Annotated in this window: 21 protein-coding genes and 1 pseudogene; 11 read left to right on the forward strand and 11 right to left on the reverse strand. The window is 72.9% G+C overall.

The window, feature by feature from the left end; genetic code table 11:
• Positions 1-39: 39 nt before the first annotated feature.
• From RM844_RS28395 to RM844_RS28425, 7 genes are all read right to left on the reverse strand, one after another.
• Positions 40-765 carry a hypothetical protein gene (locus RM844_RS28395; RefSeq protein ID WP_311670277.1) on the reverse strand — a complete coding sequence of 242 codons (726 nt, stop codon included), beginning with the start codon at positions 763-765 and terminating at the stop codon, positions 40-42.
• Between the two features lie 133 nt (positions 766-898).
• On the reverse strand, positions 899-1,570 hold the full coding sequence (locus RM844_RS28400; protein ID WP_311670278.1) for a hypothetical protein: 672 nt from the start codon (positions 1,568-1,570) through the stop codon (positions 899-901).
• 210 nt (positions 1,571-1,780) lie between these two features.
• Positions 1,781-2,422, reverse strand: coding sequence for a hypothetical protein (locus tag RM844_RS28405; RefSeq protein ID WP_311670279.1), 642 nt, complete (start codon positions 2,420-2,422; stop codon positions 1,781-1,783).
• A gap of 168 nt (positions 2,423-2,590) precedes the next feature.
• Complete coding sequence (locus tag RM844_RS28410; protein ID WP_311670280.1) at positions 2,591-3,328, reverse strand: hypothetical protein; 738 nt, start codon at positions 3,326-3,328, stop codon at positions 2,591-2,593.
• Between the two features lie 2 nt (positions 3,329-3,330).
• On the reverse strand, positions 3,331-4,200 hold the full coding sequence (locus tag RM844_RS28415) for a hypothetical protein (RefSeq protein ID WP_311670281.1): 870 nt from the start codon (positions 4,198-4,200) through the stop codon (positions 3,331-3,333).
• A 487-nt stretch (positions 4,201-4,687) separates the two neighbouring features.
• Entirely contained in the window at positions 4,688-6,967 is a 2,280-nt protein-coding gene (locus tag RM844_RS28420) for an APC family permease (protein WP_311670282.1), read from the reverse strand.
• Positions 6,968-7,063: 96 nt separating this feature from the next.
• Complete coding sequence (locus RM844_RS28425; protein WP_311670283.1) at positions 7,064-8,107, reverse strand: lysylphosphatidylglycerol synthase transmembrane domain-containing protein; 1,044 nt, start codon at positions 8,105-8,107, stop codon at positions 7,064-7,066.
• A gap of 159 nt (positions 8,108-8,266) precedes the next feature.
• On the opposite strand from RM844_RS28425, the gene RM844_RS28430 reads away from it, so the two are divergent.
• The 3 genes from RM844_RS28430 to RM844_RS28440 all read left to right on the forward strand — a co-directional run bounded on the left by RM844_RS28430 (position 8,267) and on the right by RM844_RS28440 (position 11,279).
• A complete protein-coding gene (locus tag RM844_RS28430) occupies positions 8,267-8,836 on the forward strand; it encodes a TetR/AcrR family transcriptional regulator (protein ID WP_311670284.1) in 570 nt (189 codons plus the stop codon).
• 9 nt (positions 8,837-8,845) lie between these two features.
• Positions 8,846-10,384, forward strand: a complete 1,539-nt coding sequence (locus RM844_RS28435; protein ID WP_311670285.1) for an MFS transporter — start codon at positions 8,846-8,848, stop codon at positions 10,382-10,384.
• A gap of 94 nt (positions 10,385-10,478) precedes the next feature.
• Positions 10,479-11,279, forward strand: coding sequence for a hypothetical protein (locus RM844_RS28440; RefSeq protein ID WP_311670286.1), 801 nt, complete (start codon positions 10,479-10,481; stop codon positions 11,277-11,279).
• Between the two features lie 65 nt (positions 11,280-11,344).
• Here the strand turns inward: RM844_RS28440 and RM844_RS28445 are convergent, their stop codons facing one another.
• Positions 11,345-12,565, reverse strand: a complete 1,221-nt coding sequence (locus RM844_RS28445; protein WP_311670287.1) for a right-handed parallel beta-helix repeat-containing protein — start codon at positions 12,563-12,565, stop codon at positions 11,345-11,347.
• 318 nt (positions 12,566-12,883) lie between these two features.
• The gene (locus RM844_RS28450; protein WP_311670288.1) at positions 12,884-13,408 is read right to left on the reverse strand and encodes a hypothetical protein; all 525 of its coding nucleotides are present in this window, start codon (positions 13,406-13,408) and stop codon (positions 12,884-12,886) included.
• Between the two features lie 192 nt (positions 13,409-13,600).
• Here RM844_RS28450 and RM844_RS28455 point away from each other — a divergent pair, with 192 nt between their 5' ends.
• The 8 genes and pseudogenes from RM844_RS28455 to RM844_RS28490 all read left to right on the forward strand — a co-directional run bounded on the left by RM844_RS28455 (position 13,601) and on the right by RM844_RS28490 (position 17,650).
• Positions 13,601-14,377: an SDR family NAD(P)-dependent oxidoreductase gene (locus RM844_RS28455; protein WP_311670289.1), complete on the forward strand. Its 777-nt coding sequence runs from the start codon at positions 13,601-13,603 to the stop codon at positions 14,375-14,377.
• A gap of 51 nt (positions 14,378-14,428) precedes the next feature.
• Positions 14,429-15,058: a TetR/AcrR family transcriptional regulator gene (locus RM844_RS28460; RefSeq protein WP_311670290.1), complete on the forward strand. Its 630-nt coding sequence runs from the start codon at positions 14,429-14,431 to the stop codon at positions 15,056-15,058.
• Between the two features lie 131 nt (positions 15,059-15,189).
• Positions 15,190-15,552, forward strand: coding sequence for a DUF2089 domain-containing protein (locus RM844_RS28465; protein WP_311670291.1), 363 nt, complete (start codon positions 15,190-15,192; stop codon positions 15,550-15,552).
• Positions 15,549-15,809, forward strand: coding sequence for a hypothetical protein (locus tag RM844_RS28470; RefSeq protein ID WP_311670292.1), 261 nt, complete (start codon positions 15,549-15,551; stop codon positions 15,807-15,809). Before RM844_RS28465 ends, RM844_RS28470 begins: the two co-directional genes overlap by 4 nt.
• Before the next feature lie 35 nt (positions 15,810-15,844).
• Positions 15,845-16,276 (forward strand): SHOCT-like domain-containing protein, encoded by a 432-nt coding sequence (locus RM844_RS28475; protein WP_311670293.1) that lies wholly within the window; start codon positions 15,845-15,847, stop codon positions 16,274-16,276.
• 153 nt (positions 16,277-16,429) lie between these two features.
• Complete coding sequence (locus RM844_RS28480; RefSeq protein WP_311670294.1) at positions 16,430-17,020, forward strand: SMI1/KNR4 family protein; 591 nt, start codon at positions 16,430-16,432, stop codon at positions 17,018-17,020.
• Positions 17,021-17,228: 208 nt separating this feature from the next.
• Positions 17,229-17,412, forward strand: a pseudogene (locus RM844_RS28485) (NF041680 family putative transposase); the annotation flags it as partial.
• 13 nt (positions 17,413-17,425) lie between these two features.
• On the forward strand, positions 17,426-17,650 hold the full coding sequence (locus RM844_RS28490; RefSeq protein ID WP_311670309.1) for a transposase: 225 nt from the start codon (positions 17,426-17,428) through the stop codon (positions 17,648-17,650).
• A 219-nt stretch (positions 17,651-17,869) separates the two neighbouring features.
• Here the strand turns inward: RM844_RS28490 and RM844_RS28495 are convergent, their stop codons facing one another.
• Together RM844_RS28495 and RM844_RS28500 are read right to left on the reverse strand one after the other, a co-directional pair.
• The gene (locus RM844_RS28495; RefSeq protein ID WP_311670295.1) at positions 17,870-18,982 is read right to left on the reverse strand and encodes an ABC transporter substrate-binding protein; all 1,113 of its coding nucleotides are present in this window, start codon (positions 18,980-18,982) and stop codon (positions 17,870-17,872) included.
• A gap of 248 nt (positions 18,983-19,230) precedes the next feature.
• On the reverse strand, positions 19,231-21,366 hold the full coding sequence (locus RM844_RS28500; RefSeq protein WP_311670296.1) for a beta-galactosidase: 2,136 nt from the start codon (positions 21,364-21,366) through the stop codon (positions 19,231-19,233).
• Between the last annotated feature and the right edge of the window lie 100 nt (positions 21,367-21,466).

Below are 21,466 nucleotides of genomic sequence, written 5' to 3' on the forward strand. Positions count from 1 at the left end.
CGGCGCCAACGGCCCCGGCCGGGGCTTCCGTCGGGACGTTCACCCCGGGCCGGGTGGCGGCGCCCCTTCGATCCAGCGGTTGTCGGCGTCCAGCGTCCACTCGGCGGTGACCGCTCCGTCGTCGAAGGTGACCTGCTGGTGGCCGAGCACGGTGGCGAGATCCGTCTGGGTTCCCGGGTCCTGCTGCCCGGCCCAGATGTAGTAGGCCGGTCGCAGGGTGGCGACGTGGAGCAGGTTGGGGCCACTGTCGGTGACCAGGGCCGGGGTCGACCTGCCAGCTGGGCCGGTGGTGATCGCCACGCCGACCGAGGGGCCGTTCTCCTGACTCCAGTGCGGCACCGTCGCGCTGGTCTCCAGGTAGGTCTCGGGCGGGTCGGGCGGGCGCCCGGGCCGCTTGCGGGACAACACGTAGGCGTCGCCAGCGTACGTGAGCTGGGCCGTGTTCTGGTTCCGGTCGTCGGCGCTGACCGGCAGCGCCTGCGCCGCCGACCAGGCGGCGCCCGCGCGGCACCCGACCGAGGCGTAAACCAGGGAGTAGTCGAGGCTCCAGCAGAAGTCCGTCTTCTCCTGGTACGGCACCGGGCGGGCCTGCCAGGCCAGCGGGAAGTTCCGGGGGGCGTTCTCCCGGCGGGCGCGGCCGGGCGCCGACCCGTCCGGCCGCGCCCCCTGGAGCCCGCTGAGGATCGGGACGACCGCGTAGACCACGAAGTCGAAGCCGGGTTGGGTGGAGCGGTTGTGCAGGGTCAGCGTGTAGGTCTGGGCCAACGCCCCTCCCTCTCCGGTCGGTTCGGGCCGGGCGGCGCCGCCGAGCCCGGGCGGGGGTCGGCCCGTCCATAGGCGGCGGTCAACGCCTCGGACTCGGCGGACACTCAGGGGCGGTCGGCGGCGTCCGGCGCCGTCAGGGCCGCTGCGGCTTGCCCTCGGTCCAGGTGTTGTCCGGGTTGAGCGTCCACTCGGCGGCGTGGGCGCCGTCCTTGAAGACCACCTCCTGGAAACGCGTCACGGTGGCGAGGTCGGCCATCGTGCCCTGGACGATGCTGCCGGCCTGGATGTAGTAGGTGGGATGGAGTTGGAAGGAGTGCTGCAGGTTGGGACCGCTGTCGCCGACGATCGCGGGGACCGGCGTCGCGTCGTGGCCCTGTTCGCCGGCCAGGATGCCCAGGCCCACCGAGGGACCGTTGGCCGGGGTCCACGGGGGAATCCGGGCGTCGGTGTCGATGTAGACGGCGCCGGGGTCGACCGGGTGGGTGTCGGGCGCCAGGTTGAAGTCGTAGTCGCCGTTGGGGTACGAGAGCAGCGCCGCGTTCTGCTTGGCGGAGAGCGGCGAGACGTCCAGGGAGCGGCTCTCGGTCCAGACGGCGCCGTTCTGGCAGCCCCGGGTCATGAACTTGACCGAGTACTGGAGGGTCCACTGCCAGATGACGGTGTTGCCGTGGTTCACCGGCTTCGCCAGCCAGGCCAGGGGGTGGGTGGAGGTCGTTCCCTGCACGGGCAACACCGTGTAGACGGCGAGGCTGAAGTTCGGCTGCTGCGAGTTGTTGTGCAGGGTGAGGGTGTAGACGTCGGCCATGGAGGCCTCCTCATGGACTCGTGGGGTACCGCTGGGCCACGCGCGGGCCGGGCTGCCCGACCGAGACAACTCCGCACGATCGATGGGGAGTTGCTCACGCGGCACCGATGCTCGCACAACGTGTCCAGGCGGACGCGCTCTGTTGATACGAGTTACGCGGAAGCGAGTGACCACTCGCCTCCGAGTGCGAATCGGCCGGATGCGCCGGCGTCAGCCGCCGGCCTTGATCCGGGGGCTGTCCGCGGCCTGGTCCCACTCCCACTGCTCCGCCTTGAAGGCCACCGGGTCCGTGCTGTCGAGGATCTGCCGCAACGAGGCCCAGGCCGGGTCGATGTTCTCGAAAGCGATGCTGGAGTTGATGGCCTTGAGGAGGTCGTACCTGGCCTGGCCCACGATGGGCGCGGCCCCGTCCTCGAAATTCCCCCGCTGGTCGTCGGCCCGCATGGCCGGGCCCTCGAAGAGATTCCCGGGCAGCCAGCAGAAGATCTGCCAGAAGGTGTCGAATCCGGGATGCCGCTCCTGACTCTGCGCGGAATGGCCGATCTGGTTCGACCGAAGGCCGTCCAGCAGCTCCTTCGCCTGCTGGAAATCGGCTGTCTTGATCTTCCCGCCGTGCTCCTCCCGCATGGCGGTGAAATGGTCGATGCGATCGTGGAGTTGCTGCATGAAGGGGGCACTCTTGACCACCCCCTTGAGAAGGGTGAGCTTCCAGAGGGTCTTGAATCCCGCCACTTCCGCGACTACCTTGAACCGGGCCATAGAAATACCCTGGTGACCGTCGATCGTCTGAGTGGGCAGCGCGGCAAAGGGAAGATCCATATCGCGCACCGGGGACAGGTTGTAGTACTTCACATCGCCCTTTCCATGGGTCCTGACGGAGGCCCTCCATTGTCCCGCCGCCCGGGGAGGACGGGAGTCCCTCGTCCCGGTGAACGGAATCGACCGTCAATCCCATCGCCTGGCAACGGTTCGACAGCGAAATCCGGAAATCCGGCGCCCGGCGTACCCGCCGGTCGATCCCTAGCGCGGCGGGTGGCACACCTCGCCGCGCCGCACGACCTGGTTCTCCCTCGTTCCGGGCAACCCCAGGAAAGGGCAGTCCAGCCCCTGGCGCGGCGTCCAGGACCGGTCGCCGGGCGCGATCCACCACAGCTTGCCGCGCCGCAGCCAGGGCAGCAGGTCGTGGTCGTTGTCCTCGGCACGGAACCCGGCCGCGGCCCAGCCCTGCCAACGGCCGTGCCGCCACACCGGGTAGCTGTCCTGGCCCCACAGGTCCGCCAACTCCGTGCCGGGCGGCACCGAGCCGAAGTAGCTGGTCACCCAGGCGGTGTGCGGGCCGACCGCCAACTGGCCCAGCACCGCCCGGACTCCGGGGAGGCCGAGCAGCCGGGGCAGCACGTAGGGCACACCGGGGCCCGGCCGGGCCCGGAACGGGGCGACCGCCAGCGCGGACCGGTCGAGGCGCAGCGCCCCGGTCATGGCCAGCCACGCCGCCGGCGGCTCGGCCGGCAGCCGCCGCACCGGGGCGTCGACGTTCCACCAGGGGCCGTCCAGATCCACCTGGTCCAGCGGCCAGGTCACCAGTCGGCCGCTCGCCGGGCACCTGGCGACGGGGACCTCCGGGAGCCAGGCGCGGTAGGCGGCCCGGGCCTCGGCCCCGCCGAGCTGCCCGGCGCCGGCGGCGCAGGCGGCCACCAGCCGGGCCCGGGCCGTCACCAGGTGCGGATCCGAGACGGGCCGGGGGTCGGTCGCGTCCACCGTCAGGCGCACCACAGCGGTTCGGCGGCGAACACCAGCCGGGGCTGCGCGTTGGGGATGAACCGCACCAGCTTCTCCCCGTTCGGCGCGCTGTGCGCCTGGATGATCTGCTGCTTCATCTCTTCCTCGTGCGCGTTCTTGGTGATCCAGTACATGTGGGCGCCGTGCATCACGGCCATGTCGCCCGCCCGCATCTCCTGGATCAGCGCGTCGTGTTCGGGCATGCTCACCTCCTGGCTCTGGAGGTTCCGGATGTCGAAGACGTCGTGGTCGCCCACCAGCGGCTTGAACCCACCGCCCGCCGGGTCCTGACGCTCGACCACCCCGTGGGTGACGCGAAACTCGCCGCTGGCCACCAGCCGTTGCATGTCCCCGGCGAGGTAGCTGAACTCGTCGTCGCGCTGCTGGAACCGCTTCGTGAGCGGGTCGGACGACGGCCCTTCCGGCATGACCGGCTTGAAGTAGCCCACCTTGCCCTGGTCGGCCTCGGTGATCCCGGCCTGGGCTCCCAACTGGACATCCAGCGCGTTGATCGTCTTGGCCTTGACCTCCTGGGGTTTGGGGAGACCAGTCCGGTTTTTGAGGAAGGGGACCGACTTCACGTTGGTGGGCCGCACATCGACAAGGTACTGGCGCTCCTTGGTGACCAACGCCTGGAACTTCTGCTGGTTCTCGGTCGGAATTCCCTGGTTTCCCTCGATGCCGGCCGGCGTCGTGGGATCACCGCAGTATCCGGCCGCCACCATCGGGGCGGCGGACGACGGGGCGCCGGACGCCGTTTCCGGACCAGCGAGCAGCGTGACGGTCGAGGCAAGGGCGGCCACACCCAACAGGGCACGGCGCAGCCGGCGTGCCGGAGCCTGGTGAAACATGGGGGATTCTCCGTTCGTCCTGCCGAAGCGGCAGGTTCTCGACCTGCCGGGAACGCGCGTCCACCAGGAATTCCGGTATCGCCGGATGTGGTGCGCGGGCGCGAATACGCCGGGAACGATAGGTGAGCGGAACGGGCCGGCGGGAAGCCGCCGGCCAGGCGCCCGGCTATTTCACTTGACTGGCCGTGCGCCGCATCTCTCGCCGTGGCTCGGCAAGTTGAAGAAACGGTTCGGTTCGTGCGGGTGCCGAGGAAGCCGGTGCGTTCACGGGAGCGGTGCGGACCATCGCGCGCGTCGCCCACGCCGGCCGCACGGCGCGCCGCCGGAAGTTCACCACGACTCGGGCGGGGCAGGCGGTTTAACCGCGACCCCACTCCCGAAGGCACCATCGTTCAAAGGTGCTAGGACCGGGGGAAGTCCGTCCTTGCCTGGCCGTGCCCGGGTGCGCTACGAGGCCGTGTCTCGGCGGCTGGCCGGGCGGTGGGCGTCACTCGACGTGGAACGGCACGGTGGTGACCACGATCTTCGGGAGGGTGCGCAGGGCCCGGCGCAGCCGGCCGGCGACGCGGCTGTGCAGCAGCCGGTGCCGGCGTCGCCGGGGCACGATCTCCGGGAGGATCACCGTCATGGTGAGGTCCGGCCGCTGCCGGTGCAGCACCTCCAGGTAGTCGATCAGCGGGGCGACGATCGCCCGGTACGGGGTGACGACGACCTCCAGCGGCAGGTGGTCGCCCCACTCGCGCCAGTTCTCCCGGAACCGCTCCGCCTCCTCGTCGCTGGGGCTGATGTGCAGCGCGAGCACCGGCTGGCGCAGGGCCGCCGCGTAGGCCAGCGCCCGCATGCCGGCGAGGTCGAGGACGGCGACGGGCACCACGGAGAGGTGGTGGATCTGCTCCGGGGCCTCCTCGGTCTCGGCGTCCGTCGCGGTCTCCGTCGCCTGGCCGGTCCCCGTCCCCGTCTCCGGGCCGGTCTCCGGCTCCGCCTCAGGGGCCGGCACCTGGGAGCCGGCGGTGGGCAGGTCGAAGGCGTGCGGGCGCAGCCGGAGCGCCTCGCCGACCCGGTCGTAGTGCCGTCTGACGCGCTTGGCCAGCAGCAGGAAGCCCCCGATGGTGAACACCGCGACCCAGGCGCCGGCCAGGAACTTGGTGACCACGGCGGCGACGAAGACGATGCCGGCGAGCACCGCGCCGGTCCCGTTGAGCAGCAGGCTGCGCCGCCGGTGCCGGTCGTGGACCCGGCCGCGGGCGCGGTGCCAGTGCACCACCATCCCGGTCTGGGAGAGGGTGAACGCGAGGAAGACGCCCACCGCGTACAGCGGGATCAGGGCGGCGGTCCGGCCGCCGAAGGCGACGAAGATGACCAGCGCCGCCACGGTGAGCACGATGATCCCGTGGCTGAAGGCGAGTCGGTCGCCGAGACGGAGGAAGATCCGGGGCGCGTGCCAGTCCCGCGCGAGCAGGAACAGCACCCGGGGGAAGTCGTTGTACGCGGTGTTGGCGGCGAGCAACAACACGCTGGCGGTGGCGAGTTGGACGAAGACGTAGGCCGGGCCCGAGCCGAGGACGTGGTGCGCGAGCTGGGAGAGCAGCGTCTCGTGGTGGTGGGGGATCACGCCGGTCAGGTGGACCAGCGTGATGATGCCGACGAAGAGGACGACCAGCAGGGAGACCATCATGGTCAGGGTGGTGCGGGCGTTGCGCCACTCCGGGGGTTGGAAGATCGGCACGGCGTTGGAGATGGCCTCGATGCCGGCCATCGCCGTCGAGCCGGAGGCCAGCGCGCGCAGCACCAGGAACAGGGTGACGGCCTCGGTGGCCGGCGGGTGCGGCGTGGCCTCGGGGGTGAAGCCGTGGCCGGCCGCCTGGAACAGCCCCACGCCCACCAGGAGGAACATGGCCAGCACGAAGGCGTAGGTGGGCAGGGCGAACAGCCGGCCGGCCTGGCGGACGCCGCGCAGGTTCCCGGCGAGCAGCAGCAGGATCACCAACACACCCAGTGGCACGGGCGAGTTGGCCACTTTGGGGAAGACCGGGCTGATGGCGGCGACGCCGGAGGCGACGGAGACCGAGACGGTCAGCACGTAGTCGGTCATCAGGCCGGCGGCGGCCAGCAGGCCCGGGGTGCGGCCGAGGTTGGCGCTGGCGACGAGGTAGGAGCCGCCGCCGTGCGGGTAGGCGCGGATGGTCTGCCGGTAGGAGAGGCCGACGGCCACCATCAGCACGACGATGACCGCCGCGATCGGCGAGGTGTAGCCGAGGCCGGCGACCCCGGCGAGGAGCAGGACGGCGAGCAGCGCCTCCGGTCCGTAGGCGACCGAGGAGAGGGCGTCGGCGGAGAGCACCGGCAGGGCCACCCGTTTCCGCAGCCGTTCCCTGGCGATGGCGCTGCTGCGCAGCGGCATGCCGAGCACGGCCCGGCGGAGCAGCCGGGCGGCTCTGGCCCGGCGGCCGGGGCCGGCCTCGTCGCCCTCGGTCAGCTCGATGGCGGAGGGTTCGCCGCCGAGGGAGGAGATACGGACGTGCCGGCCGAGGGCGGCCGGCCGGATCTCGCCGGGCGCGGGGAAGCCGCCGAGGTCGGGTGAGACGGGCAGGGCCCGCCGCCAGGCGGCCGGGTCACCCGTCACCCGGCCCCACTCGCGGCCCACCCGGCGCAGCACCTCGACCTGTTCCGCGTCCAGCGGCGGCAGCAGCGCGGAGGGGCTGGGCATGCCCCCGACGTCCGCCGCGTCGTCGTCCCCGTCCCCTGCCCTGTCCGCCCGTCGCGCCATGCGACCCAGTGTCACCCGGGGAACGCGCACGGTGAGGAACCTGGCACGGCAGGTCGGCTGGCCGGCCAAGCGCGCACCGGCGGGGCGGTGGCCGGCTCAGCGGGTCCCGGCGGGGCGGTGGCGACCCCGCGCGGTGAAGGCGACCCAGCACACCCAGCCGACCAGTTGCGGCAGCCAGTAGTTGAAGATCCGGTACAGCAGGGTGACGGCGATCGCCTCCCTGGACGGCAGCCCGTGGGCGACCAGCAGCGTGCTCAGGCTGGTCTCGAAGACCACCAGGCTGCCCGGGGTGACCCGGAGGCTGCCCACGACCTGGGCGAGGGCGTAGGCCAGCAGCAGCGAGTGCCACGGCGGGCCGATGCCCAACGCCCAGCAGCAGGCCACCAGGCAGGCGGCGTCGCAGAGCCAGTAGAGCAGGGCCCACAGGAAGGGCCGCAGCCACACCGACAGCAGGACGCCGTGGCCGCCGGCCGCGCGCGGGTCGACGTCCCGGGTCAGCGCGTCCTCGGCCCGTCGGAGCCGCCGGAAGCGCCGGCCCCCGGCGGCCAGCAGGCGGCGGGCGGCAAGCTTGGGGCCGGCCAGCCGCGCGAGCAGGAGGAGCATGAGGGCGAGCGCGGCCAGGCCGGCCCCCGCGCCAAGCACCGGGCCCACCAGGGCCCCGGCGGTGACCGCGCCCACGGCCAGCAGGAGCAGCAGCGCGAGCCCGGAGAGGGCGCCGGTCACCGCCAGCACCACGCCGGCGAGGACGGGTTCGACCAGCCGGCGGGTGAGTTGGCGGTAGCCCCAGAGGGCGGCGAAGGCGGTGCCGCCGGGCAGGGTGCCGGCCATGGCGTTGCCGGCGACGGCGAAGCCGGTCACCCGCGGCAGGCTCCACCGCACGCCGCCCGAGCGCAGCAGCGTCCGCTGGACGGCCGCGAAGCAGACCAGGGAGAGGGTCTCCAGCAGGAGGGGCACCGCGAGGTCCGGCGGCCGGACCCGGCTGATCAGGTGGAGCGCCTCGGTCAGGTCGTGCCGGCGGGTGACGACCAGGACGACCGAGACGGCCAGCACGATCGCCAGGGCCGCCGCCCACCAGCGGTTGAGCCGGCCGCGTGAGCGCGGGCGCCACCCCGCCGGAGCGTCGTCGGGTTGCCGCGGCACCGCGGCTCACCTCCTCGGCCCGGGGGAACGCGTCTCGCTGTCCCATCGGACCACGGCCACCCGCGCCCGCCACCCGGCGTGGTCCGCTCGGCCGTGCCGGCCCACCGAGCCGGGTGGGGCGGCACCCCGTGATACATTTTTGTCTCACAAGATGAGGATGTGATTCAGGTGCTGCCGAGCGACTCCGCCCTCCTGGACGCCGCCGCCCAGCACCTCTCGCGCAACCGCAGCGCCGCGCTCGGCGAGGTCGCCCGGGCGGCCGGCGTCAGCCGGGCCACGCTGCACCGGCGCTGGCCTACCCGGGAGGCGCTGCTGCGGGCGGTCGGCGAGCGTTCCATAGCCGTGGTCGACGAGCTGCTGGCCGAGGCCGAGCTGCCGGCGGACGCCGCTCCCGAGGCGTTCGACCCCGCGCTGGACCGGTTCATCGACGGGCTCGCGCCCGCCATCCACCTCTACGGGTTCACCTGCTACGAGCCGCAGCTGCTCGCCGACCCGGAGCTGAGCGCCGACGTCCGGGCGCAGGACGAGCGGGCGCTGCGCTTCTTCGCGCACGGGCAGCGGCTCGGCCGACTGCGTCCCGACCTGCCCGCCGCCTGGCTCTGGCACAGCCTGTGGGGCCTGCTCGAATCCGCCGCCTACGGCGTGGACGAGGGCCAGTTCGGCCGCCGCGAGGTGCGCCGGCTCGTCACCACCACCTACCGCACCGGCAACCAGACCGAAAGCCACTGAGGAACAGCCGTGACCCGCACCACCACCCGCACCCCGGAAGAACAGCGGGTGCACGCCCGCCGCTGGGGCATCCTGGCGATCCTCTGCGGCAGCCTGCTGCTCGTCGCCATGGACACCACCGTCCTCAACGTCGCGTTCCCCTCCCTGGTCTCGGACCTCCAGCCCAACTCCGTCGAGCAGCTGTGGATCATCGACGCCTACGCGCTGGCGCTGTCCGGCCTGCTGGTGACCGCCGGCGCGCTCGGCGACCGGCTGGGGCGCAAGCGGCTGCTGGTCGCGGGCTTCGTGATCTTCGCGGTGGCCTCGGTGGCCGCCGTGCTGGCGACGGCCGCCTGGCACGTGATCGCCGCCCGGGCGCTGCTCGGCGTCGGCGGCGCCGCGATCATGCCGTCCACCCTGTCGATCCTGCGGCACGTCTTCACCGACCCCAAGGAGCGGGCCTTCGCCTACGCCGTGTGGACCGCGGTGATCGGCGGCGGGATGGCGCTCGGCCCCGTGGTCGGCGGCCTGCTGGTGGAGCACCACGGCTGGCACTCGGCGTTCCTGCTGAACGTGCCCGTCGCGGTGGTGGCGGTCGGCGTCGGGCTGTGGCTGCTGCCCGAGTCGCGGGCGCCGCACACCGGGCGCTGGGACTGGCTCGGCGTCGGGCTGTCGTTCGTCGGCATGGTGGCGCTGGTCGGCGGCATCAAGCAGCTCGGCAAGAGCGGCGTGGGCTCCCCGCTCGGCTGGCTGTTGCTGGCGCTCGGGGCCGCGGTCCTGGTGCTCTTCGTCCGCCGCCAGCTGCGGCTGGCCCGGGGCGGGACGGGCGTCCGGCCGCTGCTGGCGGTGCGGCTCTTCGCCGACCGCGCGTTCGCCGTCGCCGTGGTCTCGATCCTGCTGGCGATGATCGCGCTGGGCGCGGTGATGTACCTGATGACCCAGTGGTTCCAGTACGCCAACGGCTACTCCCCGTTCGAGGCGGGGGTGCGGCTGCTCCCGATGCCGATCGCGCTGATCGTCAGCTCGGTGGTGACGCCGCGGCTGATGCACAGCTACCAGGTGCGGCAGGTGATGGCCTGGGGGCTGGTCCTGACCAGCCTGGGGCTGGCCGCGCCGTGGCTGCTCCAGCAGGGCTGGTCGCTGACCTACCCGGGGGTGGCCGTCGCGCTGGCCGCGATGGGGCTTGGCGTCGGGGTGGCGACCACCACGGCGTCGGTGACGCTGATGGCGGTCACCCCGCAGGAGCATGTCGGCGGGGCGGCGGCCATCGACGAGACGTCCTACGAGCTGGGCGCGGCGCTGGGCGTCGCGGCGCTGGGCAGCCTGGCCGCCGCGCTCTACCGGAGCGAGGCGGGGCCGGCCGCCGGGGACTCGATCGGCGAGGCGGCGCACGCGGCCGACGTGCTGGGCGGCGAGGCGGGCCAGCAGCTGCTGGTGGGGGCCACACACGCGTTCACCCAGGCCATGACGCCGGCGATCCTGGCCGGCGCGCTGCTGACGCTGGTGGCCGCCGCGGTGGCCTGGCGCTGGGTGCCGCGGGACGTCCGCCCCACCGACGCGACGCACTGACCCCCGCCGCCGCGCCCCGGCCGCCGATCCTGTGATCGGTAGCCGGGGCGCCGGCGCGAGGCTGGCCGGGCCAGCCGACGCCGCCGGAGGTGCCATGCCGCGTCCCGCCAGACCAGCCCGTCGTCCCACCCCCACGCCGCTGGGGCCGCCGGCCGCCGGCTGGGCGCTGACCGGCACGCTGCTCGGGCTGGTCTGCCTGCCCGCCGCGGTGGCCACCTGGAGCGTGCTGGCGCACCTGCTCGCGGACGAGGAGGAGACCTGGCAACTCTTCCCCGCCGGCACCCGCTGGCCCGAACTCGCCGAGGGCACGGCGACGGCCCTGGTGTTCGGCTGCGTCGTGCTGGCCCTCCTCGCGCAGTCCGTGCTGGACCGGCTGCCCACCTGGGAACGCTCCCCCGACGCGTTCGCCGCGCCCGGCCGGAACGCGGTCCTCGGCGGCGTGGCGCTGGGGGCGTTCGCCGCCACCCCGGGCTTCCGAGACCCGCTGGGCGCGGCGCTGGTCTGGTCCCTCGGGCTGGCCTGCGGCTGCGTCACCGCCGTGCTGGTCGGCCGGCTCACCCGGGACGTCGAGGGCCTCGCCCGGCGGCGTGCCCGGGTGGCCCGGCTGCGCGCGCACGGGACGCGGGTGCGCGCCGAGGTGCTCGCCGTCGAGGTGCCGCTGTGGGTCGGCGACCGGCCGCGGTTCACCGTGCGGGCCCGCTTCCACACGCCGCGCGGCACGCTGGTGGCGACGGGCGAGCTGCTGACCGAGGTCGCCCAGGCGCCGGTGGTCGGCGGCACCGTCCTGCTCTGGTACGACGCGGAGGACGATGCCGACGTCCTCGTCGCCCGGGACCCGGGGAGCGTCCGCGACCCACTGGCCCAGGAGCGCTACCGGCCGCCCGCCTGCGGGTGACCGGGCGAGCCCCGCCGGGCCGGCCGCCCGGGGGCGGTGGACGGCCGGCCGGCGAGTCGGTTGGGTCAGCCCAGCACGCGGGTGCCGCCGAAGGTCACCACCAGGCTGCCGTCGTCGGCGAACGACCACTCCAGCGCGCCGTCGTAGGAGGCGCAGGCGGGGCCGTTCTCGCCGGACCAGAAGGCGTTGGAGTCGTCCACGTCGCCGATGGTCCGGTCGTTGGAGCCGCTGTCGCAGGAGACGTTGTCCCGGAACACCGAGGAGCCGCCGTCGAAGTTGAAGTTCCGCTCGGCGCTGCCGATGCTGACGTTGCCCGTGACGTCCATCGAGCCGGTGTTGCGGTTGAAGGTGAAGCCGTGCTTGCCGTTGTCGTAGGCGATGTTGCCCTCGATGACGTGGTCCACGCCGATGTCCTCGCCGCCCAGCTTGTAGCCGTTGCGGTCGCCGTTGCCGGCCTGTGAGCCGTCGCTGAGGGTGCCGTTCTCGTAGGCGAGGGAGTGCTCGATGGTCACCGCGCCGATGGGGCCGGTGTCCGACTTGGTGTAGAGGTCGTAGCCGTCGTCGATGTTGTTGTGGGAGACGGTGTAGCGGAACACGTTGCCGGCGCCGACGGTCAGCTTGGGCGCGAAGCCGTCCGCGTCCTCGCCGTCCGAGTCGACGTTGTCGTGCGACACCGCGCTCACGATCAGGTTGTTCGCCGGCCACTCGCTCTCCGGGGTGTCGGAGGCGATCCGGGAGAGCTGGAGGCCGGTGTCGCGGTTGTGGCGGGTGATCGTGCGCTCGATGATGTTGTTGCTGCCGCCGACAAAGATCCCGTTGTCGCCGGCGTGCTCCACGACGATGCCGTAGACGTGCCAGTAGGAGGCGTTGACGGCCAGCCCGCGGTTGGCGGGGTCCTCGTCCTGGGCGGAGAAGTTCAGCACCGGGGTCTCGCCCGGGTAGGCGGACAGGGTGGTGCGGGCGTCCGCCGTGCCGTCGTTGCCCGGCTCCAGGGTCACGGTCTCGGCGAAGTCGTAGGTGCCGTCGCGCAGGTAGATGGCGCCGCCGGCGGCGACCCGGTCGATCGCCGCGGTGAGCGTCGTGGGGTCCGCCTCCGTGCCGGCCGCGTCCTCGGTGCCGTCCGGGGCGACGTAGATCGCGTCCTCGGCCAGGGTCTGCTCGGTGCCGTCGCTGGCGCCGGCGCTGCCGACCCCGGTGAGCAACCAGGCGGACGTCACACCGGCGAGTGAGGCGGCCAGCACCGCGTGCCGCCGGCGGGTGCCTCCGAAACCACGGGTTCGTGCCATCGGGTCATCTCTCCAGACCGGGAGCCGCGGTGGGGGGTGGCCGCCCCGCGGCGACAGGACGTCGCGCCGCGGGACGGCGGTGGTCGGCACGGGGCGGGGCGGCTCCCGAAACGTGCCCCCGTCGACCGGTGGCCGGCCCTCGCGACGCGGGGGCTCTCCCGAGCGGCGACGGCCAGTGCGGGAAGCGTAGGAGCGAGAGACAGAACAATGCAGCGCGCGGCGTGGACAATACCGCGCACCCCGGCGTACACCCCGGCGCCCATGGCCGCTCACGCGCCCCGGATGTTCCCCCTGCCGTCCACCCGGTTCGGCACCAGTTCAGCCGGCGGCCGGCGCCGCCTCCAGCACGCAGACCGCTTCGGGGTGGTAGCCGTCGAGGTCGGGGTGGTGCCAGGACTCACCAGCGCGGACCTGGTGGAAGCGGAACGTGCCACCGGTCTCGTTCACCCCGAGGACGCAGCGCACCCGCGCCGGGGCGCCCAGGCCGCGGACCAGCTCGCCGAACCCCAGGGCCAGGCCCAGCCCCTGCCGCAGCAGCAGCCGCTGGCCCGCCGGGTCGAGCTGGGGCACGTCGTCCACCAGGGCGACCTCGACGGGAACCAGGTCGGTCAGGTGGAGCGCGCTGTCGGCGCACTCCCAGCCGGTCAGGTCGGGATGGGGCCCGGGCGCGGCGGTGGCGTCGCCCGGGGAGTCCGCCCAGGTGAGGACCGGCCCACGGCGGACGATCCCACCGGCCAGGCGGGCCCGCAGCCCGGGCGCGAGTCCGTCGGTCGGCGCCGCGGCCGGTCCGGCCGGCCCGTGCAACAGGCGGGCCGCGGTGTCGTTCAGGCTCAGCGACAGCATGCGCCCCATGCTCCCAGCGCCACCGGTCAGCGCCGGTGACGCCCCCACCCGATCACGCTCGGTGACGCGCCGCGCCCCGGCCGCCCAACGCTGGACTACAGGCGTAAATTAGAAGGGACCGCGCTGATCAGCGCGGTGTGGCGCCGGCGCCCCCACCCTGGGAACGCCGGCAGTGGACAAGGAAGTCAGCACATGGAACTCAACGACTACCGGATCATCGTCACCGGCAGTGCGCGCGGCATGGGTGCCGCCACGCTGCGCGCCTACGTCGCCGCCGGCGCCCGGGTGGTGGGCATGGACCTGGACCAGGAGAGCGGCGAGCGGGTCGCGGCCGAGGCCACCGAGGCGGGCCCCGGCTCCGCGACGTTCATGACGGTGGACATCGCGGACCCGGAGTCCGTGACCCGGTCCTTCGACGCGGCCGCCGAGGCGCTCGGCGGCCTCGACGTGCTGGCGCACCCGGCCGCCATCCAGCGCTCCGGCGACGCGTCCCACGTCACCGCCGCCGACTGGGACGTGATGATGGCCGTCAACGTGCGCGGCACGATGCTCACCAACCAGGCGGCGCACCGCCTGATGGCGCCCAACAAGCGCGGCTCGATCATCAACTTCGGCTCCGTCTCCGGCCTGCGCGCCGAGCCGGTGGCCCCCGCGTACTCCGCGTCCAAGGGCGCGGTGCACTCCTGGACCCGCACCGCCGCGGCCGCCTGGGGCGCCGACGGGGTCCGGGTCAACGCGATCCTGCCGGCCATCGCCACCCCGATGTACGAGGAGGCGCTCGGGCGGCTCGACCAGGACGGGATGACCGCGCACTACTGGCAGAACGAGCAGTCGATCGCGCTGGGCCAGAAGTACGGCGACCCGGACCGCGACCTCGGCCCGGTGATGGTCTTCCTCGCCTCCGAGGGGTCCCGGTTCATCACCGGCCAGCTCATCCCGGTCGACGGGGGCCAGACCTCCGTACGCTGAGCACCGACCGGGGGGCGCCTACCGCCGGTCGCGACCCCCGGAAGGAGCCCCATGCCCGGTCCCCCCGCCCGGCGCGGCAGCGCCAGGGCCGCCGACCGCGCCGAGCCGCGCGCCGTGCGCACCCGCGCCCGACTGGTGGGCGCGCTGCTCGACGCGCTCACCGCGAAGCCGCTGGAGGCGCTCTCGGTCGCCGAGGTCTGCCGCCGGGCGGAGGTGCACCGGGTCACCTTCTACAGCCACTGGCCGGACATCCGCAGCCTGGCCGCCGAGGTCTTCGCCCAGTCCGTCGACCGGCTGGCCCGGGTGCCGGACGAGGTGCTGAGCGCCGCCGCCGTCCCCGCCGACCTGGCAGCCGCCTACGAGCGGGCGCTGCACGGCCAGTTGCGGGAGATCCTCGACCACCGCGCCGCCTACCGGACGCTGTTCACCTCGGACGCGGACGCCGGCTTCCACCGGCGGCTGGTGGCGGCCCAACGGGACCGGGCGGCGGCCGCGATCGGCGAGCTGGCCCGGCTCGGGGTGGCCGCCCCCGGCGGGGCCGCCGGCTACCCGGCGGCCTACATCGCGGGCGGGGTGGTCGCCGCCTTCGAGGCCTGGGCCCTCGGCGACGAGACCGACGTGGCGGCCGCCGCCACCGAGATCGCGGCCCAGCTCCCCCACTGGTGGCCGCGGCCGGACTGACCCCAACGAATGCCCCCACCTTCAAGATTATTGAAGTCGAACTTCAGAATCTTCAACTCTCCGCGTTGACGCTTTCAAAAACCCGAGGTACAAAGGGTGTTGAGCGCGTCGCCGAGCTGAGGGAGCCGAGGATGGAGTGGCAGGAGCTGACGGAGCTGACCCAGGGGCGCCCGTTCGTGGTCGAGCGGGTCCGGCTGGTGGACAGCGAGGTCGCGGTCGAGGGCCGCTTCAAGCCGCCGCAGCTGGCCCAACTCGACGTCGACGACCAGGTGTTCGTCGCCGCGTTCGTCCGGTCGCACGGCTCGATCAAGGAGATGGAGCGGATCTTCGGGGTGAGTTACCCGACGATCAAGTCCCGGCTGAAACGGATCGCCGAGCGGCTCGACTTCGTCGCCACCGACCCGGCGCCCAGCGGGGCCGATGTCATCGACCGGCTGCGCCGGGGGGAGATCAGCGCCGCCGAGGCGCTGGCCGAGCTGGAGCGGGATCGATGATGCCGCAGCTGGTGACGGTGCGCCGGCGCCGTGCCAACGGCGGCTGGCTGCGGCTCCAGATCCCGGTACTGCCAGTGCTGTTGGTGCTTCTCCCGCTGCTGCTGCTCGCCGTGCTGGCCGGACTGGTGGCCTGCCTCGCCACCCGGGTGAGCCCGGTGGGCGCGCTGCGCGGCGCGGCGGCCGTGCTGTGGGCGCTGCCGGGCACCAGGTTCGAGATCGCGGAGGGCCGCTCGGCCCTCATGGTCAGCGTCAGATGAGCGAGATCCACAGACCGGAGAGAGGAAGCACGAGCATGAACGAGCAGCGCCGTCAGATCCTGGAGTTGTTGGCCGAGGGGCGGATCACCGCCGACGAGGCCGAGCGGCTGATCGACGCCCTCGGGCCCGATTCCCCCAGGACACCGACGGAGGCCCAGCCGCGCACCGCGCACCGCCTCAAGTACCTGCGGGTGGTGGTGGATTCGGACGACCAGGCGGGCGGGGACGGGCCGAACCGGGTCAACATCCAGATCCCGCTCCAACTGCTGCGCGCCGGGGTCCGGCTCACCAGCCTCGTCCCGCCGCAGGCGCTCAGCCGGGTCAACGCCGAGCTGAACCGCGCCGGCGTGCCGCTCGACCTCACCGAGCTGAAGCCGCAGCACATCGAGGAACTGATCGAGCAGCTGGGCGAGATGAGCGTCGACGTCGACCAGCCCGACGGCAAGGTGCGGGTGTTCTGCGAGTGACCCCCGCCCGGCGGGAGTTGGCGGCCCGACAGCGCCAACTCCACGGCCGGGCGGCCGGGTTTCAGCTTGTTCTTCATCTACCAGCCCGGCCCAAGCGCATGAGAGCGATCCCCTCGAAGCCTGCTGCTGAACCCGGGTGAGACCCTTCAGCTCATGATTGAGCCTCCTCTGAACGGCATCACGCCGGTGATTCCACCCGTTGCCACCTCCTGGCAGCGCATCGACGCATGGCTGGCCCAGCATGCGCCCGCTCGACTCGCGGAGCTTGGTCCTCCGGCGTCGCCCCATGCCATCGACCAGCTCGAAGTCCTGTTGGGCGTCGGGCTGCCCACCGACCTGCGCGCATCACTGCTGTGTCACGACGGGGATTCTTCCTATCTCGGCATTTTGCCGTGCGGCCCGCTGTACTCCACGGATGTAATCGCCGAAGTGCGACAGATGCGCATGGAGATCTGGGAAGGCGAGAACGACCCAGATGAGCAGGAAAATCCCTGGTGGGGAACGCAGTGGATCCCCTTCGCCGGCAGCGATGGCGATGATCACTTCATGGACGCGGGCCCAGGCCTCTGGCACAACCACCTTGGCCACGCTCCGCACGACGACCATGCCTACTTCCTGGGGTGGCCAAGCCTTGGATCCTGGCTCCACGAGGTGGCCATGGCCATGGAACACCACGATCGGGCCGACTTGCTCCATCCCGTCGCCCATCCTTCCGTAGACGAGGCCGGAGAAATCGACTGGTGAGCAGACGGAGGCGCTGTTGAGCCCGGTGGGTCGTACTCGCCTCGGCATATGTGGATCGATGTGGCGCCAGCATCGAACGACGACTCGCACTAGGTCGCTCACCTGGGGATTTGCCGGACGCAGGGGCGGCCTTCGTCTGATCATGTGCTCCGACCAAGGTGCACGTGACCACGACGAAGGCCGTGAGGATGAGTTTGCTGCCAGATGGGCGGCGGACCGCTGGACCTGGACACTGATCGTCGCTCACACCCAGCTCCGGCTCGCCCGTCCCCTCGCCGAGGACCTTCGCCGGCCGTGGGAGAAACCCACCGCCACGCACCGGCTCACCCCCGCCCGGGTTCGCCGGGGGTTCAGGAACATCCGCGCTCACCTCGCCTGCCCGGCCCGGACGACATACGGTTCCGGATCCGGACCGGTGTTCCGTGGCGGGACGTTCCCGCCGAGTACGGGCCCGGGAATCGGGTCCACGACCTCTTCCGTCGATGGCAGCGGAACGGCACCTGGCACCGCAGCCTCGCCCGCCTTCCGTCCATGGCCGACGCGGACGGTGCGATCACGTGGAACCTGAACGTCGACTCCACGGTCTGCCGCGCTCATCAGCATGCGGCCGGGGCCCGCAAGCAAGGGTGATCTGCAGAGGGAGCCGGCGGGTGGCGTGTTCGCCGAGTCTCGTGATCACGGGTTGGGCCGCTCGCGCGGCGGGTTCGGCACCACGTCGCGCCTGGCCGTCGAGCAGGGCCAGAAACCCATGACGATCCTGGTGACGGCCGGGCAGCGAGGAGGCTCTCCGCGGAACGAATGGCTATGAGATCTGTCTGGCCTCCTGGGCAGTCGAGCCTCCGCGCCCTCTCAGCCGGCGCGCAGGATCCGAAAGCGATCGGGCTCCGCGGGGTCCCGGTCAACGACTTGGATCGGTGTCCAAGCCCATTGCCAGACGCTGATGCCCGTGGTGCGGGAGAACCGGATCGGCCCGCGGGTGCCATCGACCACCACGCGCGGCCATGACTCGGCGATGGCCGCCCGGTCCGTGCCGTGGGAACGCAACACCTCGGCGAGGACGGTGACGGTGTCCCAGCCCTCGAAGGCGACGAAGGAGGGCGCTTCGCCCAGACGCCCGCGAAGCTCCCTCTCGACGCGTTCGCCGAGCGGGCCGAGGACCTCGGGCAGGTAACGCAGAAACGGGATCTCGGCGCCGTCCTCGCCCAGAAGCGCGGCCCATTCAGCGAACTCCGGTTGTCCGGCCGGAGCGCCGATCAGGATCTCCGCGAGCCGCACGTCATCCCGTACGGCCCTGACGATCGGCACCGCCGGCTCCGGGTGGCCGACCAGCAGGACCAGCGCCGTCGCGCCGTGGTCCACGAGCGCATCGCACAGGGCCTCGGGGGTGAGCGCGCTCGCGTCGAGTTCGACGACAGTGCCGCCGTGTGAAGCCAGGTGCTCCCGCAGGACGCGGGTCCCGGACGCCCAGTAGACGCTCGGCTGGGTCGCCACGGCGATCCGGCGACGTCCCGCACCGAGGAGGAAGTCCGCGTAGATCCGCCAGCCACGGGACTGCGCCGGGGCAAGGCGCGCGACCCACTCCGTCGGCTCCTCGGTGAGCTCGTCAAGCACCGCGGACGAGCAGAGGAACGGCACGCCCAGGGCGTCGGCCCGGCCGGCGGCGGCGCGGGCGACGACGCTGTGATACTCGCCCGCCACAACAGCCACGCCCAGGGCGGCCAGTTCGTCCACGGCCGCCGAGGCCCGCTCCGGATCGGCCGCGGTGTCCCGGACCACCAGCTCCAGTGGTTGGCCGTCAATCCCGCCTGTGTCGTTGACCTTGGCAACGGCCAGCTCGAACCCCGCGAGCAAGTGTCGCCCCGCCTCGGCCCAGCCTGGCCGCGTCAAAGGGACGAGTACGCCCACACGGACTGACGCCCCCTCCGCGTGCTCCGCTCCGGACGGCGATGGTGGTGTGGTCATCGGTTAACGTCTCCCTTGGGGCTATGCGGTCACGGTCTGCCCGAACCGCACCTCGTCAGGGCCGCCGGTCCGCATTCATCACGTCTCGCCGCGGCAGGAGCGCCCGGGTGATCACGCTGGTGATTGGATCCGCCACCAGAGCGAGTAGTCAACCGACTATCCGCTCGCCGAGCCGCCGGGCCCAGCAAACATCAGCACCACCAAGCACCCAGCGCCCGCACCTCAGCGAGCCACTCTCGACACACCCCCTAGTCCCGTCCGGCGGCCGGGCCGGCGAGCACCCGGACGTCCCAGGCGGCCAGCTCGACGGCCGCCCCGGCCGGCACGGCCGCGTCGGCCAGCACGTCGGTCAGCTCGGCCGGCGCCGGCACGCTGACCGGCCGCCAGCCCCAGTTGTGCAGGATGTGCGTCCGGCGGCCGTCCGGCGCGGTGCCGGTGGCGACGGTGACCGAGTCCGGCAGCCCCGACCAGCCGTGGGCCGCGGTGGGCGCCAGCCACCCCGCCAGGGCCCTGGCCAGCGCGCGGCCCGGCACGGTGCCGACCACGGTGACGCGGCCCGCGCCGTGCCGGCGGGTGGTGACGGCCGGCCAGCGGCCGAAGTGCGGGTGCTCGTAGGTGGCCAGCACCTCGGCGTCGGTGACGGTCAGGCCGTCGACCCAGCGGGTGGCGGTGGCCTCCGCCGGCAGCCGCAGCGGGCCGTCGGCGGTGGCCCGCACCGGAAGGTCCCGCGACAGGTTGCTGAACTCGTCGTAGGTGACGCCGGCCGCGGCGACCAGCCGGGCGGGCGCCGGCTCGTGCCGGGCCCTGGCCTCCTGGTCGGCGTAGGCGGTGCGCGGGCCGAGGACCAGGTGGCCGCCGGCGTGCGCGTAGCCGGCCAGCCAGTCGATCGTCGCGTCGTCCACCAGGTAGAGGGCGGGCGCCACCAGGACCGGGTGCCGGCGCGCGGCCTCCTCCGGGCTCGGGCCCGGGCCGGCGCTGGTCGGGTCGTGCAACTGCCGGTCGTGCACCAGCCTGACCTGCCGGCCGGCGTCGAACGCGCCCCGGTAGAACGGGTCGAGGATGCCGTGGTAGGACTCGGCGTCCGGGCCGCCGTCGGCGGTGGCCAGCGGCGGGTACTTCCGCATCAGCCACTTGCTCGGCGTCGAGTAGACCAGGGTCAGGTCGGCGTCCGGCCGCAGGCCGGCGACCAGCGCGCCGGCGGTGTTCAACTCGGCGCCCAGCCGGGCCAGTTCGCGGTAGGTGCGGCCGGGCTGGCCGCTGTGCGGGAGGACCCCGCCCCAGTAGGTCTCGGTGCCGAAGTGCAGGGTGTGCCAGTGCCAGTACTCGATCATCCGGGCCCCCCGGGAGATCTGCGCCCAGGCGGCCTGCCGCCACTGGCCGTCGAAGGCCGGCAGGTTCTCCCAGGGCGAGCCGATGGCGTTGGCGTTGGTCTCGGTGACCAGGAAGGGCTCCTGGCGGGAGGCGAACATCCAGTCGGCCTTCTGGAAGACCGCCCAGGTCCGGGAGGCGTCGTCGGCCGGCCGGGCGTCCGCGGGCGTGGCCGTGCCGGGGTGCGCCAGCGCGTCCTGCATCGGGTAGTAGGAGTTGCCACAGGTGACGTCCAGCCGGCCGGCCAGCCGGTAGTCGTCCACGGCGGGGCGCGGGTAGTCCACGCAGGTGGTGACGAACTGGCCGGGCCTGGCGTACTCGCGGACCAGGTCGGCCTGCCAGCCGATGAACTCGGTGACCTGCCGGGCCTGGAACTCCCGCCAGGCGACGTCGTACTGCGGCTGGGCGTTGCCGTCCGGCCGCCACAGGTCGGCCCAGGTGGACAGCCGGTGCGACCAGTAGACCAGCCCCCACTCGCGGTTGAGGGTCGCCACGTCGCCGTACCTGGCCCGCAGGTGGTCGGTGAAGCGCTGGAAGACGCCATGGTTGTGGAGGAGTTCGAGGCCCGGCTCGTTGTCCACCTGGTAGCCGATGACCGCCGGGTGCTCGGCGTACCGGCCGACGATGCGGCGGATCACCCGCTCGGCGTGGAACCGGAACGCCGGGTGGGTGATGTCGATCTCCTGCCGGGCACCCCAGGGGACGCGTTCGCCGGTGGCGCGCTCGGCGGCGATCTCCGGGTAGAGCCGGGCCAGCCAGGGCGGCACCGCGTAGGTCGGGGTGCCCAGCAGCACCGAGATGCCGCGGGCGTGGGCACCGTCCAACACCGGCTGGAGCCAGTCGAGTTCGAAGCGCCCGTTCTCCGGCTCCCAGGTGGACCAGACGGACTCGCCGACCCTGATGACCGTGAACCCGGCCTCCGCCATCAGGTCGAGGTCGGTCTCCAGCCGCTCGTAGGGCTGGTACTCGTGGTAGTAGGCCGCGCCGAAGAGGACGCGGGGCGGCAGCTCGGGCATGACAGAACCTCCGGGTTGGTATCCGCGTGCGGTGGTCGCTGGTGGTGGACGGTCGGGCGCCCCGCCGAGCCGTCTCCCGGGCGGGCGGCGGTGGTTGACG

It is taken from the genome of Streptomyces chisholmiae (assembly GCF_031845445.1).
Classification (GTDB): Bacteria; Actinomycetota; Actinomycetes; order Streptomycetales; family Streptomycetaceae; genus Streptomyces; species Streptomyces chisholmiae.